Raw genomic sequence first — 17,339 nt, forward strand, 5'->3', positions numbered from 1 at the left:
GTTCAGCGGAACTCGAAGAACTCGTAGTGCAGGTTGCGTTCGGGAATCGCGTGTTCGCGCATCAACGCCTTGACCCTTGCCAGCAAACCCTTGGGCCCGCAGAAACTGATCTGGATCTGTTGCGGATCGGTTTCGCTGGCCAGCCGTTTCAGGGTTTCGCCCAGGCGGTCGGCGCCGTCGGTGTGGCCGATGAAATCCACCCCGCGTTCCTCGGCCAGGCCCTGCAAGGTTTCGAGGCTGGGGAAGGCCCGTGACGGGTTGCAGCAGTACACCAGGGTCGCCTGGTCGAAGCGCCCGGCGGCGGCATCCTGCAGCCAGGAGATAAAGGGCGAGATGCCGACGCCACCGCCGATCCAGACCTCCCGGCCGGCATCGAGCCGGCGCTTGAAACGGCCATAGGGCGCGTAGAGGTCGGCGAGCATGCCGACCTTGACCTGCTGGCGCAGCTTCTGGGTGTAGTCGCCCAGGGCGCGGATCACGAACTCGATGCGCCCGTCGCTGGCGTGGGCGCTGGCGATGGTGAAGGGGTGCGGCTCGCGCAGGCCTTTTTCGCGCATGGCGAGAAAGGCGAACTGCCCGGCCTTGAAGGCGAAACCGCGGTGCAGTGGGGTCAGTTCCAGGTGCAGGGAGTTTTTCTCCAGGGTCACCGCGCTGACCCGGTATTCGCCGGCCTTGGCCAGCAGCGGATAGAGCAGCAGCTTGTACAGGGCGCCGAGCAGGCCCAGGCCGCAGAGTGCGGTGAGCCAGATGCCCGAGGGGGTATCCAGGGCAATCGGCGACTTGAAGCTCAGCCAGTGCAGGATGACGATCGCGAACAGCGGCCCGGACAGCTTGTGCCACCAGCGCCACTGGCCGTAGGGAATGTTGCGGTTCAGCGCCAGCAGCACGATCAGGCCGAGGGCGAGGTAACTCAGCTGCCGCACCATGCGCGTCCAGTACTTGGACAGCTCGATGATCGGCACGCTTTGCCAGAGATCCAGGTTGGCCTTGAACACCAGGTGATAGCTGGCGAAGACCAGCGCCCAGATGCCCAGCCACTTGTGGCTTTCATAGACCCGGTCGAGGCCGCCGAACAGCCGCTCGACCCAGCGCCAGCGGCTGGCCAGCAGGCAGGACAGGGCCATATAGGCCAGCGCCGTGGCGCCGAGGACCAGGCTCAGGGTGGCGGAGGTGAGCCAGGTATCGCTGGGGATTTCCAGCAGCAGGGTGAAGGTGGTGATCAGCAGGACGCCGACCACCGAGTACCAGGTTTTCAAGGGGGACACCTCCAGAAAGATGGCGCCGGTGTCGGCGCATAGGATGGGTCGCGGGCTGCGGGCGGGTGGTGGCGCAGCCGGGGTGAGGGCCTATTTTACCGGCGCAGCGGCGAGCCCGAGCTGATCTGCATCAGCGCCTGCTCAGTGCGGCTGGGGCAAGGGGTTTTCCACCAGCCAGGCCTGGGCGAAATCCAGGTAGGCGCGGACGATGTTCGAGGTCGGGCGCTGGTTTGGATAAAGCAGGTACAGCTGTTGTTCCGGCATCGGCAGGCGGGGCAGCAGGGCCCGCAGACGGCCATCGCGCAGGGCTTCGGCGGCGAGAAAGGCCGGCAGTTCGGTGACCACCTTGGCGGTCAGCGCCAGCTGGCGCAGGTGCAGGTAATCGTTGGCGGCGAACAGCGGATTGGGGCTGTAGGACTGGTCGCCCAGTTGCCACTGTTCCCGGGCATCGGCATGGCGCGACCAGACGGCGCAGGGAAAACCGCGAAGCTCGGCGGGGGTTTGCGGGGTGCCGAGGCGCTCCAGCAACTGCGGGCTGGCGACCAGCATATGGCGGTAGCTGCCGAGCAGGCGCGCCGGGCGATCCTCGTCGAACAGCGGCCCGGCGCGCAGGGCGACGTCGACCCCGTCCTCTGCCAGGTCGCTTTCCCGCTCACTGGTATAGACCGCGACCTGGACCTCGGGATGGCGCCGCTGGAACTCGGCCAGCAGCTTCCACCAGCTCTCGAATGCCGCCGGCACTGACACGCTCAGGCGGCCCTGCAAGTGCATTCGATCACTTCTGACAGCCTGTTCGCCCTCGGCCAGGGCTTCGATACCACGGCTGGCGTGCTCGTAGAGCTGGCTGCCGGCGGCGGTCAGCCGGGTGCCGCGGGCGGAGCGTTCCAGCAGTTGCACGTTGAGGCTGCGTTCCAGTTCACGGATGCCTCGGCGGATGGTGGCCAGCGGTAGTTGCAGCAGGTTGGCGGCGGACGAAATGCTGCCGCATTGGACCACGCTGACAAACATCCTGGCGGCGTTGAGATCCATGAGCGCTCCCTGTCGAATATAGGGGAAAGCCTATCAGCTGCGGCTCTGCCCGATCAAAAATGCGCGGCCCGCGAGCGATTTTTATCGCCGGTTTTTCTCCCGCGCGGAGGGCTGTACGGGGGGCGGGTGAGGCCGTGTGAGGGCCATGTGAGGGATAAGCACGACAACTGTGTTCTCGACCCGGCGGAGTGCGTCTAGCAGCGGTAGCTTCGCGGCGGTGCGAGGCACGAAGTGCGAGTCTGAACATGCAAGCGTTGTTGAACGAGATCCTCGACGAGGTCCGTCCCTTGATTGGCCAGGGCAAAGTGGCCAGCTACATTCCGGCGCTGGCCGATGTGCCGGCCAACCAGCTGGGGATTGCCGTGTATGGCAACGATGGCCAGGTGTTCAGCGCCGGCGACGCCGATACGCCGTTCTCGGTGCAGAGCATTTCCAAGGTGTTCAGCCTGGTGCAGGCCATCGGCCATTCCGGCGAGGCGATCTGGCAGCGCCTGGGCCATGAACCCTCAGGGCAGCCTTTCAACTCGCTGGTGCAACTGGAGTTCGAGCGTGGCCGTCCGCGCAACCCGTTCATCAACGCCGGGGCGCTGGTGATCTGCGATATCAACCAGTCGCGTTTCGCCGCGCCGGCGCTGTCCATGCGCGATTTCGTGCGGCGCCTGTCCGGCAACATGCAGGTGCTGGTGGACGGCCGCGTCGCCGATTCGGAATACCAGCACCGCGCGCGCAATGCGGCGATGGCCTACCTGATGCAGTCCTTCGGCAACTTCCACAACGACGTCGAGTCGGTACTGCGCAGCTACTTCAGCCACTGCGCGCTGCGCATGAGTTGCGTCGACCTGGCGCGGGCCTTCTGTTTCCTGGCCAACGACGGCTTCTGCAAACACAGCGGCGAGCAGATCCTCACGGCGCGCCAGACCCAGCAAGTCAACTCGATCATGGCCACCAGCGGCCTGTACGACGAAGCCGGCAATTTCGCCTACCGCGTCGGCCTGCCGGGCAAGAGCGGTGTGGGCGGCGGCATCGTCGCGGTGGTGCCGGGGCAGTTCACGGTGTGCGTGTGGTCGCCGGAATTGAACGCGGCGGGCAATTCCCTGGTGGGCATGGCGGCGCTGGAGTTGCTGAGTCAGCGCATTGGCTGGTCGGTGTTCTAGCGGCGGCGAGAGAGTTGCGGCCGGTTGCGGGTGCTGCGCACCCGGTCGCAGGCTGCGCCAGCGGCTACAGGAGTCGGATTGCCTGTGTAGCCGCTGCCGAGCCTGCGAGGCTGCGATCGGCAACGCAGTTGCCGCAAACCCTGAATCCGCGATCTGCCTGGAAAAGCGCGTTGGCTGGTTCTGCGAGCGCTACGTCGGAATGCCGCCCAGCTCGATCGCAGCCTCGCTGTCGCTCGGCAGCGGCTACAGGGATACGGTGGTTACCAGGTAAAGTTGGCGGTCTTCGGCAGGCTCAGCTGGCCTTTTTCGACGAAACGCATAGTGCCGAACGGGCCGCCGGCGAGCTTGCCGCGCAGCACGTAGGGCAGGTCGTCGAGGCTTTGCGTCTGGCTCAGGCCCAGGGTCTGGCGCAGCACGGCGAAAGCCGAAACGCTGACCGGCACCACCAGCACACCCTCGGAGAAACGCGCGATGCTGCCGGTCTGGTCGCTGACCCCGGTGGCCAGCGGTTGGCCGTTGACTTCCAGGTCCAGGGCCACGCCGTTGTAGTTGATCGCGGTTTCATTGGGGTTCTGCAGGCGCAGCTTGATGGCGAAGCGCACTTCCAGGTCCTGGCTGGGCAGCGGCTCGATACCGACCACATTGATGTGCAACTGATCGCGCTGGGGAAACAGGGCGCAGGCGCTCAGGCTGAGCAACAGCAAGCAAAGGGTGAGGCCGAGGAGTCTGCGCATCAGGGTTAGTCTCTGCGGGAAAGGAGGCACTGATGAATCTAGCGCGACCAGGTCTGCACCACAAACCGAGGTTGTTTGAGGGGCGCCATCTTCTGTAGGAGCCAGGCTTGCCGGCGATGAGGCCGGCAGGGCTGGCATTGGGCTTGAGGCTGGGCATCTGGTGGTGTTGCCACTGACGCCATCGCGAGCAATCGAGCGTCGACCGGCTGCTCCTACAGAGGCCGAGGTCAGGCGTTGGCTTTGGTGTTTACATCCGGGTCCTGCATGACCTTGAGGGTCGCCGCTTCCGGGTCGAATTCGTCTTCTTCCAGCTCGATGAATTCTTCCGGCAGGAAGATGTTCAGCAGGATCGCGCACATCGCGCCCACGGTGATCGGCGATTCGAAGATGTTGTGCAGCGCCTTGGGCAGTTCGCGCAGGACTTCCGGCACCGCCGCCACCCCCAGGCCCATGCCCAGGGAAATGGCCACGATCAGCACGTTGCGTCGATGCAGTCCGGCTTCGGCGAGGATCTTGATCCCGGCCACGGCCACGGTGCCGAACATGATCAGGGTGGCGCCGCCCAGCACCGGCTTGGGCATCAGTTGCAGCACCGCGCCGATCACCGGGAACAGCCCCAGCAGCACCAGCAGCCCGGCGATGAAGTACGCCACGTAGCGGCTGGCCACGCCGGTCAGCTGGATCACCCCGTTGTTCTGGGCGAAGGTGACCATCGGCAGGCTGTTGAACACCGCCGCCACCATCGAGTTGAAACCGTCGGCCAGCAGGCCGGACTTGATGCGCTTGATGTACAGCGGGCCCTTGACCGGCTGTTGGGAAATCATCGAGTTGGCGGTCAGGTCACCAGCCGCTTCCAGGGGCGAGATCAGGAAAATCACCGCCAGCGGAATGAAGGCGATCAGGTCGAAGGAGAAGCCGTACTTGAACGGCACCGGCACGCTGACCATCGGCACTTCCGGCATCGTCGCCAGGTCGACCCGGCCCAGCAGCCAGGCGACGACGAAGCCCAGGGTCAGGCCGATGACGATCGAGCCCAGGCGCAGCATCGGATGGCTGAAGCGGTTGAGTACCACTATGGTCAGCAGCACCAGGGCGGCCAGGCCCAGGTTGCTGGCGGCGCCCAGGTCGGGGGCGCCGAAGCCGCCGGCCATGTCGGTGACCGCCACCTTGATCAGCGACAGGCCCATCAGGGTGATGATGGTGCCGGTGACCACCGGGGTGATCAGCTTGCGCAGCTTGCCGATGAACTGGCTGAGGAACATCTCGATAAAGGCCGCGCAGAAGCAGATGCCGAAGATGGTCGAGAGGATTTCCTCGTTGCTGCCGCCACGGCCCTTGACCATCAGCCCGGCACTGAGCAGCACGCTGATAAAGGAAAAGCTGGTGCCCTGCACGCACAGCAGCCCGGAGCCGATCGGCCCCAGGCGCCGGGCCTGGACGAAGGTGCCCAGGCCCGAGACGAACAGCGCCATGCTGATCAGGTAGGGCGTTTCATTCTGCAGGCCCAGCACGCCGCCGAAGATCAGGGTCGGCGAGATGATGCCGACAAAACTCGCCAGCACATGTTGCAGCGCGGCAAAGATCGCCGCGCTGAAGTGCGGGCGGTCCTCCAGGCCATAGATCAGGTCGGACTTGTAGCGCGGCGTGGAGCGATCAGGTGCGGTCATGGGAAAAAGCCTGCCAATGACGTGTCGATAGAGCATGAAACACGTGGAGAAAAGGGGCGCGACGCGGGATGTCGGAGGACGTAAGGCAAAATCTGCGGACCCGGTCAGAAAAATGGAGGCGCAGGATGCCAGAAAGGTGGCCGGGTCAGAAGAGCAAAGCGCATTGCCGACCGAAACTTCAATCGGCGGCAGCGGCTAGAGGATCCGACGCTTAGTCGAATGCGGCCAGCAGGTCTTCCTCGAAGGCCCGCTGCGCCTCGCCGGGAACCTGGGCGCGGTGGCGGGCCAGATAGAAGCCCACGTCGTAACTCAACTCCTCCGGGCGCAGGGCCTTGATCAGCCCTTTGTCTTCCCAGGCGCGGGCGAAGTGACTGGGCAGGTAGCCGATGTGCTGGCCCGAGAGGATGAAGGTGAGGGTGGCCTCGACCTGCTGTGAACAGGCCGAGCCGGGCACGCCCTGCAACGGCTCGTCGTTTCTCAGCAGCCGGTAGCTGTGGTCGACCTTGTCGGCGCGATGCAGTGCTTGCAGGTCCGGGTTGTCCTGGGCGAACAACGGATGGCCGCGCCCGCAGTACAGGTGCTGGGTTTCCGTGAACAGCTGCCGGTAATCGAAGGCGTGCTGCACCTTGGAGAAATAGCCGATCGCCAGGTCCAGGCGCTGTTGCAACAGCAGGCGTTCCATCTCGCCGGTCATGGCGCTGATCATCTCGATGCGCACCGACTCGTCGCGCTGGCGAAAGCGCCGGATCGCCTCGGCGACTGTCTGCAACACCGCCGGGTCGAGCGCCTCCGACAGGCCCAGGCGCACCTCGCCGAGCAAACGCCCAGCGACGCCGTTGGACTGATGGCGAAACTGCTCGATGGACTCGAACAGGCCGCGGGTCGCCAGCAGCAACTGCTCGCCCTTGGGCGTCAGGCGGAAGCCGCCCTTGCCACGGCTGCACAGGCGATAGCCGAGACGGGTTTCCAGCTTGGCCATCTGCTGGCTGATGCTCGACTGGCTCAGCCCCAGTTCACCCTGGGCGGCGCTGAAGCCGCCGCATTCGACCACGCAGACGAACAGGCGCAGCAGGTGCAGGTCGAGGTCGTGCAGTTGGCCGAGCATCAAACATTACTCCGGGTGAATGTCAGGTTAATACGCTTGATATTTTTCCAATGTATCGACCGGTGCAAGCTGCCGCCACAGATTCCTCGATGGCCGTCAGCGCGGGGATCTCTGTAACCCTTCGTTAGCCGCCAACCATAAGGACGAATCCATGGATATCGCCAACCGCAACGACCAGGCCCTGACCCGTGACAGCCTGTACGGCACCGCCGCCGAAAGCACCTACGCCGGCATCACCAGCTTTATGCGCCGCCGCTATAGCCGCGACCTGCGCGGGGTGGATGTGGCGGTCAGCGGTGTGCCGTTCGATACCGCCACCAGCAATCGCCCCGGCGCGCGTTTCGGCCCGCGGGGGATTCGCGCCGCCTCCAGCGGCATCGCCTGGGAACGCCACTGGCCGTGGACCTTCGACCCGTTCGACCATCTGGCGGTGGTCGACTACGGCGACTGCGCCTTCGATTCCGGGGTGCCGCAGTCGGTGCCGGAGAGCATCGAGGCCCATGCCGAGCAGATCCTCGCCAGTGGCAGCGCGATGCTGACCTTCGGCGGCGACCACTTCATCACCTATCCGCTGCTCAAGGCCCATGCGCGCAAGCACGGTCCGCTGGCGCTGATCCACTTCGATGCCCACAGCGACACCTGGCCGGACGAAGATGGCAAGCGCATCGACCACGGCACCATGTTCTGGCACGCCGCCAGGGAAGGGCTGGTGGACCCGGCGCGCTCGGTGCAGATCGGCCTGCGTACCACCAACGACGATCACCAGGGGTTCCAGGTGCTGGATGCGCGGCAGGTGCATCGGCGGGGCTGCGAAGCCATAGTCGAAGCGATCCGCCAGCGGGTCGGCGACCAACCGGTGTACCTGACCTTCGACATCGACTGCCTCGACCCGGCCTTCGCCCCCGGTACCGGCACCCCGGTGTGCGGCGGCCTGAGCACGCTGCAGGCGCTGGAGATCCTCGGCGGCCTGCGCGGCATCAACCTGGTGGGCATGGACGTGGTGGAAGTGGCCCCGGCCTACGACAGCGCGGAAATCACCTCGCTGGCGGCGGCCACCCTGGCCATGGAAATGCTCTGCCTGTACGCGGCGCGACATAAGGTCGATCGCTAGGACGGGAAGCGGGATTGCCGCAGACTTCCGGTTTGCGGCAACTGCGTTGCCGGTCGCAGCCTCGCGGGCTCGGCAGCGGCTACAAAGGCACCGCGTCCGTAGCCGTTGCCGAGCCCGCGAGGTTGCGATCGAGCTGGGCGGCATTCCGACAAAGCGCTCGCCACACCAGACACCGCGTTTCTCCAACAAGGTCAGAGTTCGCTACTGACAGATCCTGACAGGGGGCTCTGCTAAGCTGCGCCGATCCTTCCCTGTCGAGCTTGAAGACGTGTCGCGCACCACTCGTTTGTTGACCCTGTTGCAAGTGCTGCGCGGCAAGCGCTGCCCGGTGACCGCCGCGGCGCTGGCGGCCGAGCTGGAGGTGTCCGAGCGCACCCTGTACCGCGACATCGCCGAGCTGACGGCCCTGGGCGCGCCTATCCATGGCGAGGCCGGGATCGGTTATGTGCTGCGCAGTGGCCTGTTCCTGCCACCGCTGATGCTCAACGCCGACGAAACCGAAGCCATCGTCCTTGGCCTGCGTTATGTCGACCAGCGTGGCGACGAGGTGCTCGGCAAGGCCGCCGCCGATGCCCTGGCGAAGATCGCCGCGGTGTTGGCGCCGGCGGCCCAGGAAGCCTTGCACAACCCGACGGTGCTGCCCGGCCCGCCGGCTTATTGCTACCCGGAAAACGTGGTGCCGCTGAACGTGTTTCGCCAGGCGATCCGCGAGCAGGCCAAGCTGCACATCGATTACGCCGACGTGAACAAGACGCCGAGCCAGCGCCTGATCTGGCCCCTGGCCCTGGGCTTCATGAACGAGGCGCGGGTGATAGTCGCCTGGTGTGAGCTGCGCGACGATTTCCGCACCTTTCGCACCGACCGGATCGCCGCCGCCAGCGAGCAGGGCCAGCGTTATCCGGGGCGCCGCAGCGACCTGTTGCGCACCTGGCGCCAGCGTATGCAACTGGACGATGCCGGGCGTTTCACTCCTGACAAGAACTGACGCGACGGCGTTTTAGCATGGCTCCAGCAACGATAAACAAGGAGCCGTAACACCATGTCCAGCACAGCCACTTCCCTCGCACCGGCCATCGCCGCCTATCTTGCGGCCACCAATGGTCGTGACAGTTCGGCGGTCGCCAGTTTCTTCGCCGAAGACGCCCAGGTGTTCGATGAGGGCCAGCATCAGGCCGGCACCCGGGCCATCGCCCAATGGATGGAAGACAGCGCCCGCCGTTACCAGCCCCGGCTCGAGGTGCTCAAGGTCCAGCAGCGCACCGGCAAGGTGCTGGTGGACAACCTGATTTCCGGCAGCTTCCCCGGCAGCCCGCTGGAGTTGCGCTACGTGTTCCGCCTCGACGAGCAGGGCAAGATCGCCCGGCTGGATATCTCGCTGTAGCGCCAGGGCGACAGGGGCGTTGGGGGAAGGACGATGAGGCATGGCATACTGCGCGGCCCCTTTGCGGATGCGTGGACCCCATGCCTTTCGATTCCCCCCTCAGCGCCTATCAGTACGCCCTCCAGGAGCGCGGTTTTGTCGCCGACGAGGCCCAGGAGCGGGCGATGCTGGCCCTGCAGCAGTGCCATGTCGCCCTGCATGAAGGGCGCAAGTCGGTCACCGGGGTCTATCTGTGGGGGCCCGTGGGAAGGGGCAAGACCTGGCTGATGGACCAGTTCTATCAAAGCCTCGAGGTGCCGGCGCGGCGTCAGCACTTCCACCATTTCATGGGCTGGGTCCACCAGCGCTCGTTTCAGCTGACCGGCACCGCCGACCCGCTGCAGGCCCTGGCCCGTGAGCTGAGCGAAGAGGTGCGGGTGCTGTGTTTCGACGAGCTGTTCGTCAACGACATCGGCGACGCGATCATTCTCGGGCGCCTGTTCCAGGTGATGTTCGAACAGGGCGTGGTGATGGTCTGCACCTCCAACCAGCCACCGCAGCAGCTGTATGCCGACGGCTTCAACCGCGAGCGTTTCCTGCCGGCGATCGCGGCGATCGAGGCGCATATGCAGGTGGTGGCGGTGGACGGTGCCCAGGACCATCGCCTGCACCCGGGGGCGGCCACCCAGCGTTATTGGCTGACCCCGGCTGGCCAACCGAGCGCCCTGGGCCCGCTGTTCGAACAACTCACGGCGGGGCAGGCGGCGTCCAGCGCGGTACTGCCGGTGGGTTATCGCGAGGTCCAGGTGATCAAGGCCAGCGAGCAGGTGCTCTGGTGCCGCTTCGCCGACCTCTGCGAGCAGCCGTTCGCCGCCATGGACTTCATGGCCCTGTGTGACCGCTTCAGCGCGATCCTGCTCAGCGAAGTGCCCGAGCTCAGCTCGCAACAGCGCCCGGGGCGGATTGCCCGGGGTACCGAGGACGGCGCCGAGCGAGTCGTGGCCGGCGATCGCGAGCTGCCGCAATTGTCGGTGCACGATGACAGCGTGCGGCGTTTCATTGCTTTGGTCGACGAGTGCTATGACCGCAAGGTGCCGCTGTATCTCGAAGCGCAGGTGCCGATGGAGGCGTTGTACACCCAGGGCTACCTGGAGTTTCCATTCCGCCGTACCCTCAGTCGTCTGAAGGAGATGCAGCTGCAGCGTTTCGGCTGAACACGCCTGATCATTACAAGGGAGACCTGACCGTGAACCAGCCCCTGTCCCATCATCTGCTGACCATGGCTTACCAGAATGCCTGGGCCAATCATCGCCTGGGCAAGGCCTGGGAAATACTCACCCCGGGCGAGCTGGCGGCGCCGCGGGTGAGTTTCTTTCCCAGCCTGAAAGCCACCCTCAACCACATCCTCACCTGCGACTGGTTCTACGTCGACGCGCTGGAGCGGGAGCTGCGCGGCGAGCCGCCACGGCCTGACTGCTATGTGTTTTTCGACGACGAGGAGCCCTTCGACCAGGCCGCCGACCTGCGGCGCGAGCAGGCCCTGGTGGACCGCCGGCTGATCGCCTACTGCGAGCAGCAGCGGGATGCCGACTTGCAGCGCATCGTCACCATCGCCCGGGAGAAGCCGCAGCGCGATACCCGGCTGCGCATGCTTTCGCACCTGTTCGAGCACCAGCTGCATCACCGTGGCCAGGTACACGCCATGCTCAGCGGCACCCGGGTGGCGCCGCCGCAGCTGGATGAATTCTTCTGCGCGGGCGAGGCGGCACTGCGCGCCGAGGACTTTGCCGAACTGGGCTGGAGCGAAGCGCAGATCTGGGGCGAGGGCGCGGAGGCGGTCGAGGAAAAGAACGGTAGCGCTTGACGCGGTAGCCGCTCGTTTCGTCATGTGCCGGTGTTTACAATCGCGCTTGCCGGAACGCATCCGGATCAATCGAACCGTTGAGGACAGACATGGACGTTGCAGACGTATTGGTACTCCAGGCCAGCTACACCAACCCGGTACACGCCGAGGCGATCGCCCTGGTGCTCAACCACTATGCCCAGGACCCGATGGGCGGCGGCCAGCCGTTGGACGCCGATATGTTGCGGCAATTGCCCGGCGAATTGGCCAAGCGCCCCCACGCTTTCAGCGTGCTGGCCTTTGTCGGCGGCGAGCCGGCCGGGCTGGTGAATTGCTTCGAGGGCTTTTCCACCTTTGCCGGCCGGCCGCTGGTCAATGTGCACGACGTGTCGGTGATCGATAAGTTCCGCGGCCTGGGCCTGAGCCAGAAGATGCTGCACAAGGTCGAAGAGATCGCCCGCCAGCGCGGCTGCTGCAAGATCACCCTGGAAGTGCTGGAGGGCAACGCGGTGGCCCAGGCGTCCTACCGCAAGTTCGGTTTCGACGACGCCATGCTCGACCCTAGCCATGGCCGGATGCTGTTCTGGAACAAAGCCCTGTAAGCCCCTGGAGCCGCCAACCGATTAACTCACGCCCCTGGATGGCCCGGGGCTGAGTTTCTTCGGCGGGCCGGCGGTGCACTTGGGGATATTTCTATACCGAGTTCGTCCAGGGTTTTTACGCCCGCGGCGGATGATTGAGCCGGGCAAACACCAGGCGGAACAGGGTGAAGCTGCCGGGCACGCTGCTGACCTCGGTCCGCCCCTGATGCAGGTTCATGATCGAGCGCACGATCGCCAGCCCCAAGCCAGTGCCGCCTTCGGCGCGCGAGCGGCTGCTGTCGACCCGGTAGAAGCGCTCGAACAGGTGTTCCAGGTGCTGCTCCGGGATGCCGGCGCCGGGGTTGCCCACCGACAGCGACACGCTCGAATCGTGCTCCTCCACCAGGATCGAAATGCTCGACGCCCGGGGGCTGTGGCGGATGGCGTTGGACAGCAGGTTGGAGATCGCCCGCTGGATCATCAAGCGGTCGCCATACACCAGGCCATCGCCGGACAGGCTGATGCCCAGGTGCTTTTCCTCGGCGCTCAGGGCGAACAGTTCCGTGACCCGCCGCGCTTCCTCGCCCAGGGAGACTTCTTCGAACGCCACCTGGGAGGCCGGATGGCTGACCTGGGCGAGGAACAGCATGTCGCTGACGATCCGGGTCAGGCGTTCCAATTCTTCGGTGCTCGACTCCAGCACCGCCTTGTACTCGTGGGGCGGGCGTTCCCGGGACAGGGTGACCTGGGCCTTGCCCATCAGGTTGGTGATGGGCGAGCGCAACTCGTGGGCCAGGTCATCGGAGAATTGCGAGAGCTGCTGCACGCCGCCGTCGAGCCGGTGCAGCATGAAATTGATGCTGTGGGCCAGCTCGGCCAGCTCCCGCGGCAGGTTGTCCGGCGACAGGCGATGGGTCAGGTCCTGGGTCGTGACCTTGGCAGCCACCCGGCTGAACTGCTGCAACGGCGCCAGGCCGCGCTGCACCACCCACCAGGCGCCGATGCCGATCAGCATCAGCAGCAGGGGCAGGGCGATCACCGTGGAACGCAGGTAGGCGCTGAGCAACGCCTGGTCGTTGGCCCGGTCCAGGGACAGCACCACCCGCACCTGTTCGCCATTGCGCAGATTGATCAGGCTGGAGGTGCTGAGCAGCCGGTTGCCGGCGCTGTCGAGCCAGTCGAGGAATGCCGGGCTTTCCGGCTGGGTCAGGGCGACGGGCAGCGGTTCGAGGTTGCGGTTGCCGATGTTCAACAGCGGTTCGGCCTGGGGATCGGCGCCGAAAATGCTCAGGTGCAGGTTGTCGTGGCCCATCACCAGGTCCAGCAGCGAGTGCGGGCGGGCGGCGATGTCGCCGGTCTTCAGGTCGCTGGTCAGGGTGTGGCGGATCTGTTCGAGTTTGCTGTCCAGGCTTTCCCGCGCCAGGCTGCCCAGTTCATGGCTGAGGGCCAGGTAGGCCAGGGTCGCGAGCAGCAGCACCAGGCCGGCGCCCATCAGGCTGACGGTCAGGCCCAGGCGCATGGACAGGCTGCTGGCGGTGCGTTGTGGCGAGGCTTTCATTGGCGCACTTCCAGGACATAACCGACACCGCGGATGGTGTGGATCAGCTTGATATCGCTGGCATCGTCGATCTTCGCCCGCAGGCGGCTGATGGAGACTTCCACCACGTTGGTGTCGCAGTCGAAGTTCATGTCCCAGACCAGGGAAATGATCTGGGTCCGGGTCAGCACCTCGCCCGACTGGCGCATCAGCACCTGCAGCAGGGTGAATTCCTTGGTGGTCAGGTCGATGCGCCGAGAACCGCGATAGGCCCGGTGCCGGCGTGGGTCGAGCTCCAGGTCGGCGACCCGCAGGGTATCGGTCGCCGGCAGGTTCTCGCTGCGCCGCAGCAGGGTGCGCACCCGCGCCAGCAGCTCGGGAAACTCGAACGGCTTGACCAGGTAATCGTCGGCCCCCAGGTCCAGGCCCTTGACCTTGTCGGCCAGGCGCCCGCGCGCCGAGAGCATCATCACCCGGGTGCTGCTGTCCTTGCGCATGTCTTCCAGCACCTGCCAGCCGTCCTTTTCCGGCAGGTTGACGTCCAGAATCACCAGTTCGTAGTTCTGCTGTTCGATCAGGTAAAGACCGTCGACACCGGTGGCGGCGCGGTCGACCACATAACCGCTTTCGGTCAGGCCCTGATGCAGATAATCGGCAGTTTTACGTTCGTCTTCGACAACCAGAATGCGCATGGAAAAGTGACCTCTTGATCATTAAAACGATTTCAATGGCGCTGGATATGAAGTTGTTGTTGGACCAGCCATAAAACCCGCGAAGTTGCTGCTGATAAATAGCTTCAGCCGTTTGGGTAGGGGAATGTTCAAGCCTGAAGTGGCTTTAGGGTCAAGATTTAAAGTGCCTGATATCAATGGCTTGTGCCTGTTTTCGACAGTCGGTCGCCGGGCTTTTTTCGCAGGAAGGCGCTTTTTTGTCTGGTTGTGAGCAACAAGCGGGGTGTCATCGTTATTACTGTTTCAATATATGTCTAAGTTTGGCGGGAACTTATGTTAATACAGCGGGCAGTGACGGTTGCCTATATGGCGTAATTGTCATTTTGACGCCAGAAAGTTGATAGCCGATTGTCATGTCGCTGATATCGACGGGATAAAAAAGGCGCCCGTGAAAGGGCGCCGGAAGATCCTCTCTGCCAAAGGAGCATTATCGCCAGAGAGGAGTAGAGCTCGGGGCATATCAGGCATCCGGTTGCGCAGTGGCGCGGGTCGGGTCCTCGGCGGGTGCCTGGGTTTTTTTCCCACTCTCGGAGGACGTCTGTTCGCTATCGGTGCGGGGTATCTGCTGGCTGATGGGGAAGTTGTCCCAGTAGTGCTTCATGCGTTCAGCGCCGCCTTCGGCGAACGCTGCACCCGAGCTGGCAATCATCAGACCGGCGAGCAGGAGTGTGGAGGCTTTCATGTGCGGTGTCCCATTAACAGTGATCGGAATTCCGTCGCGTCCCTGTAACGAAGCAGTAATAGAAGTATGGCGCGATCTTATTAACTGGGGGTTAACAGGGCGCTGAAGGCGGGATGACAATTCTGTCATCCCGGATGAGAGGCGCTGACGGCCCACTGATATGGGCCTTGTAGGAAGAAGGGCGGGTTACAGCTTCCAGTCCAGGCTCAGGGTCATAGTGCGCGGCTCGCCCCAGTAGACGCCGTTATAGAAGCCGACCCGTTCGTAGTACTTCTTGTCGAACAGGTTGGTGACGTTGAGCGAGGCGGAGAGGTGCGAGTCGAACTCGTAGCGCGACATCAGCCCGGCGACACTGTAGGCCTGCTGGTGGATGCGGGTGTTTTCGGTGACGAGGCCCCCGTCGCCGTCGCGTCCCACCGGCCGCCGGCTGTTGCCGTAGATTGCGCTTTGCCAGTTCAGGGTGCCGCCGACGGTCAGCGCCCGCCACTGGCCCGGCAGGCGATAGGCCGTGGACAGGCGCAGCATGTTCATCGGCTCGCCGCTGTTGGCGCGCTGATTTTCGCCGTTCAGGGCGTGGGTGTAGGTGTAGCCGGCGGTGAGGTTCCAGCCCGGGAGGATTTCGCCCGAGACCTCGGCCTCGAACCCCTGGACCTTGCCGCCTTTGCCGCCCGACTTGTAGAACTCCTCGCCGGTGACCGGGTCCGGTGGCACCGAGCTGTCCAGTTCGGCGACGTTGTCCTGCTTGCTCCAGAACACCGCGGTGGCCAGGTTCAGGCGTTCCTCCAGCAGGCTGCCCTTGAGCCCCAGCTCGTAGTTGCTGCCGACCACAGGTTCCAGGTATTTGCGGCTGGCATCGCGCCTGGTCTGGGGCTTGAAGATGTCGGTGTAGCTGACATACACCGTGTATTCCGGGGTGAGGTCGTACAGCAGGCCGGCGTAGGGAGTCCACATGTCGTTGTGTTGCTGGCGGGTGTCCTCGAGGCTGGTCAGCTGGTTGTTGGCGTCGTATCTGCGAGAGCGGCTGTGGGCGCTCCAGCTGCCGTAACGGCTGCCGAGCACCGCATGCAGCTCGTCGCTCAGGCTCAGGCGGGTGGCCAGGTAGCCGGCCTTTTGCCGGGTGCTGTCGCCGGAACCGGGCAGGTTGGTCACGGTGTCGGGAAACTTGGCGATGCCGCCCATGTATTTCCAGTCGGCGATGCTGGCGTAGCCCGGCGGCGTCGGGCCGTTGACGGTGTAGGGTGACGACTCGCGGCGCTCGGCCTCGCCGTAGCCCAGCATCAGTTCATGTTCGCGGCCCAGCAGGCTGTAGGGGCCGGCCAGGTTGAAGTCGTACACGCGCATTTTCTGCGTGCCGATCATATGGCTGGCCCAGGCGGTCATGCCTGAGCGGTCGGCCTCCGGGAAACCGGCGCCGCCGTAGTAGACCTTGCCGTCGCTGTCGCTGTCGCGGTGGGTGTAGGCGGCTTTCAGGTGCCAGTCGTGGCCCAGGCGCTGGTCGAGGGTGGCGAAGGCGGTCTTGTCCCTGAGCGGCCAGGAACTCCAGTGCGCCGCCATGTTGGTGGAGCGCGGCAGGTTGGCCTTGCCGCCCGAGGCGTCCCAGTAGGGCACGGTGCCCCAGGAGGTGCCCTGGACCTGCTTGTCCTGATAGTCGTAGCCCACGGCCAGGGTAGTGCTGTCGGTCAGGTCGGCCTCGAGAATGCCGTAGCCGACTTCCCGCTGCAGCTGGTAGTTGTCGCGGAACGACTGGCTGTCTCGATAGGCCAGCACCGTGCGCCCGCGCAGGCGGCCGTCGAACCCCAGCGGGCCGCCGACATCGACGTAGCTGTAGTAGTTGTCGTAGCTGCCGCCACTGACGCCGGCCTTGGCCGCCCATTCGTGGGTCGGCCGCTTGCGCACCATGTTGACCGTGGCCGAAGGGTCGCCAGCGCCGGTGGTCAGGCCAGTGGCGCCGCGGACCACTTCGATGCGGTCGTAGATGATGGTGTCCGAATCGGACTTCATGCGGTTGAAGGTGTTGAGCATGCCATCGATCTGGAAGTTGTCGATGGAGTAGCCGCGGGCGGAGTAGATCACCCGGTCGGAGTCCAGGTGCTGCACCACCACCCCGGTGGTTTGCCCCAGCACCTCGGACAAGGTATCGAGCTTGAAATCGTCCATCTGCTGGCGGGTTACCACCGACACCGATTGCGGGGTTTCCTTGATCGACAGGTTCAGGCGGGTGGCGGTGCTCATGCTGCCGGTGGTGTAGGACCCGGTGTTTTCCGTGGTGGCGCCCAGGCCCTGGGCGGTGACGCTGGTGGCATCGAGTTCCAGGGCCTGGGCGCCGCGGTCGGCGCTCTGCGCGGGCTCGGTTTCAGCCAGCAGCTTGGGGCTCAGGACCGCGCCGCACAGGCCGAAGGTCAAAGTCATGGAACGGGTGAATGGCGCGAACATCGCTGCCGTCTCCTTGTCGTCGAGGGAAAAAATCCGTTTGCACTGAGACGAAAAGGAGGAGGGGTATTTAGGCTAAACGAGAATAATTATTATCTTTCGGATACAAAAATGCCCCA

Annotated in this window: 16 protein-coding genes; 7 read left to right on the forward strand and 9 right to left on the reverse strand. The window is 64.7% G+C overall.

Translation table 11 applies throughout. The annotated features are described in order from the left end of the window. Positions 1 to 2: 2 nt before the first annotated feature. Together J4D52_RS08280 and J4D52_RS08285 are read right to left on the reverse strand one after the other, a co-directional pair. Positions 3 to 1,256: a ferric reductase-like transmembrane domain-containing protein gene (locus J4D52_RS08280; RefSeq protein ID WP_063430512.1), complete on the reverse strand. Its 1,254-nt coding sequence runs from the start codon at positions 1,254 to 1,256 to the stop codon at positions 3 to 5. Between the two features lie 141 nt (positions 1,257 to 1,397). Continuing rightward, a complete protein-coding gene (locus tag J4D52_RS08285) occupies positions 1,398 to 2,285 on the reverse strand; it encodes a LysR family transcriptional regulator (RefSeq protein WP_063430514.1) in 888 nt (295 codons plus the stop codon). Positions 2,286 to 2,530: 245 nt separating this feature from the next. Here J4D52_RS08285 and glsB point away from each other — a divergent pair, with 245 nt between their 5' ends. Next, the gene (glsB, locus tag J4D52_RS08290) at positions 2,531 to 3,439 is read left to right on the forward strand and encodes a glutaminase B (protein WP_009048849.1); all 909 of its coding nucleotides are present in this window, start codon (positions 2,531 to 2,533) and stop codon (positions 3,437 to 3,439) included. A 260-nt stretch (positions 3,440 to 3,699) separates the two neighbouring features. On the opposite strand, the gene J4D52_RS08295 is transcribed toward glsB, so the two are convergent. From J4D52_RS08295 to J4D52_RS08305, 3 genes are all read right to left on the reverse strand, one after another. After that, positions 3,700 to 4,173 carry an LEA type 2 family protein gene (locus tag J4D52_RS08295; protein ID WP_102677194.1) on the reverse strand — a complete coding sequence of 158 codons (474 nt, stop codon included), beginning with the start codon at positions 4,171 to 4,173 and terminating at the stop codon, positions 3,700 to 3,702. 227 nt (positions 4,174 to 4,400) lie between these two features. Beyond that, on the reverse strand, positions 4,401 to 5,840 hold the full coding sequence (locus J4D52_RS08300) for a nucleobase:cation symporter-2 family protein (RefSeq protein ID WP_097303352.1): 1,440 nt from the start codon (positions 5,838 to 5,840) through the stop codon (positions 4,401 to 4,403). A gap of 211 nt (positions 5,841 to 6,051) precedes the next feature. Further along, entirely contained in the window at positions 6,052 to 6,945 is an 894-nt protein-coding gene (locus J4D52_RS08305; RefSeq protein ID WP_102677195.1) for a LysR family transcriptional regulator, read from the reverse strand. Between the two features lie 151 nt (positions 6,946 to 7,096). On the opposite strand from J4D52_RS08305, the gene speB reads away from it, so the two are divergent. The 6 genes from speB (at position 7,097) to J4D52_RS08335 (ending at position 11,861) form a co-directional block, all read left to right on the forward strand. After that, entirely contained in the window at positions 7,097 to 8,056 is a 960-nt protein-coding gene (gene speB / locus J4D52_RS08310; RefSeq protein ID WP_102677196.1) for an agmatinase, read from the forward strand. Positions 8,057 to 8,324: 268 nt separating this feature from the next. Next, entirely contained in the window at positions 8,325 to 9,041 is a 717-nt protein-coding gene (locus J4D52_RS08315) for a YafY family protein (RefSeq protein ID WP_009048852.1), read from the forward strand. Between the two features lie 54 nt (positions 9,042 to 9,095). Then, complete coding sequence (locus J4D52_RS08320) at positions 9,096 to 9,437, forward strand: nuclear transport factor 2 family protein (protein WP_063430524.1); 342 nt, start codon at positions 9,096 to 9,098, stop codon at positions 9,435 to 9,437. 80 nt (positions 9,438 to 9,517) lie between these two features. After that, positions 9,518 to 10,630 (forward strand): cell division protein ZapE, encoded by a 1,113-nt coding sequence (gene zapE / locus J4D52_RS08325; RefSeq protein ID WP_102677197.1) that lies wholly within the window; start codon positions 9,518 to 9,520, stop codon positions 10,628 to 10,630. Positions 10,631 to 10,662: 32 nt separating this feature from the next. After that, positions 10,663 to 11,280, forward strand: a complete 618-nt coding sequence (locus J4D52_RS08330; protein WP_102677198.1) for a DinB family protein — start codon at positions 10,663 to 10,665, stop codon at positions 11,278 to 11,280. 89 nt (positions 11,281 to 11,369) lie between these two features. Then, a complete protein-coding gene (locus J4D52_RS08335; protein ID WP_025809063.1) occupies positions 11,370 to 11,861 on the forward strand; it encodes a GNAT family N-acetyltransferase in 492 nt (163 codons plus the stop codon). Between the two features lie 115 nt (positions 11,862 to 11,976). On the opposite strand, the gene J4D52_RS08340 is transcribed toward J4D52_RS08335, so the two are convergent. From J4D52_RS08340 to J4D52_RS08355, 4 genes are all read right to left on the reverse strand, one after another. Beyond that, complete coding sequence (locus J4D52_RS08340; protein ID WP_025809062.1) at positions 11,977 to 13,398, reverse strand: heavy metal sensor histidine kinase; 1,422 nt, start codon at positions 13,396 to 13,398, stop codon at positions 11,977 to 11,979. After that, positions 13,395 to 14,069 (reverse strand): heavy metal response regulator transcription factor, encoded by a 675-nt coding sequence (locus J4D52_RS08345; protein WP_009048858.1) that lies wholly within the window; start codon positions 14,067 to 14,069, stop codon positions 13,395 to 13,397. The genes J4D52_RS08340 and J4D52_RS08345 overlap by 4 nt, the downstream gene beginning before the upstream one ends. Positions 14,070 to 14,568: 499 nt before the next feature. Continuing rightward, positions 14,569 to 14,790, reverse strand: coding sequence for a hypothetical protein (locus tag J4D52_RS08350; RefSeq protein ID WP_102677199.1), 222 nt, complete (start codon positions 14,788 to 14,790; stop codon positions 14,569 to 14,571). Between the two features lie 186 nt (positions 14,791 to 14,976). Continuing rightward, positions 14,977 to 17,223: a TonB-dependent siderophore receptor gene (locus J4D52_RS08355; protein ID WP_102677200.1), complete on the reverse strand. Its 2,247-nt coding sequence runs from the start codon at positions 17,221 to 17,223 to the stop codon at positions 14,977 to 14,979. Between the last annotated feature and the right edge of the window lie 116 nt (positions 17,224 to 17,339).

It is taken from the genome of Pseudomonas sp. GW460-12-10-14-TSB1, from assembly GCF_017349775.1.
In the GTDB taxonomy this organism is placed as follows: domain Bacteria; phylum Pseudomonadota; class Gammaproteobacteria; order Pseudomonadales; family Pseudomonadaceae; genus Aquipseudomonas; species Aquipseudomonas piscium.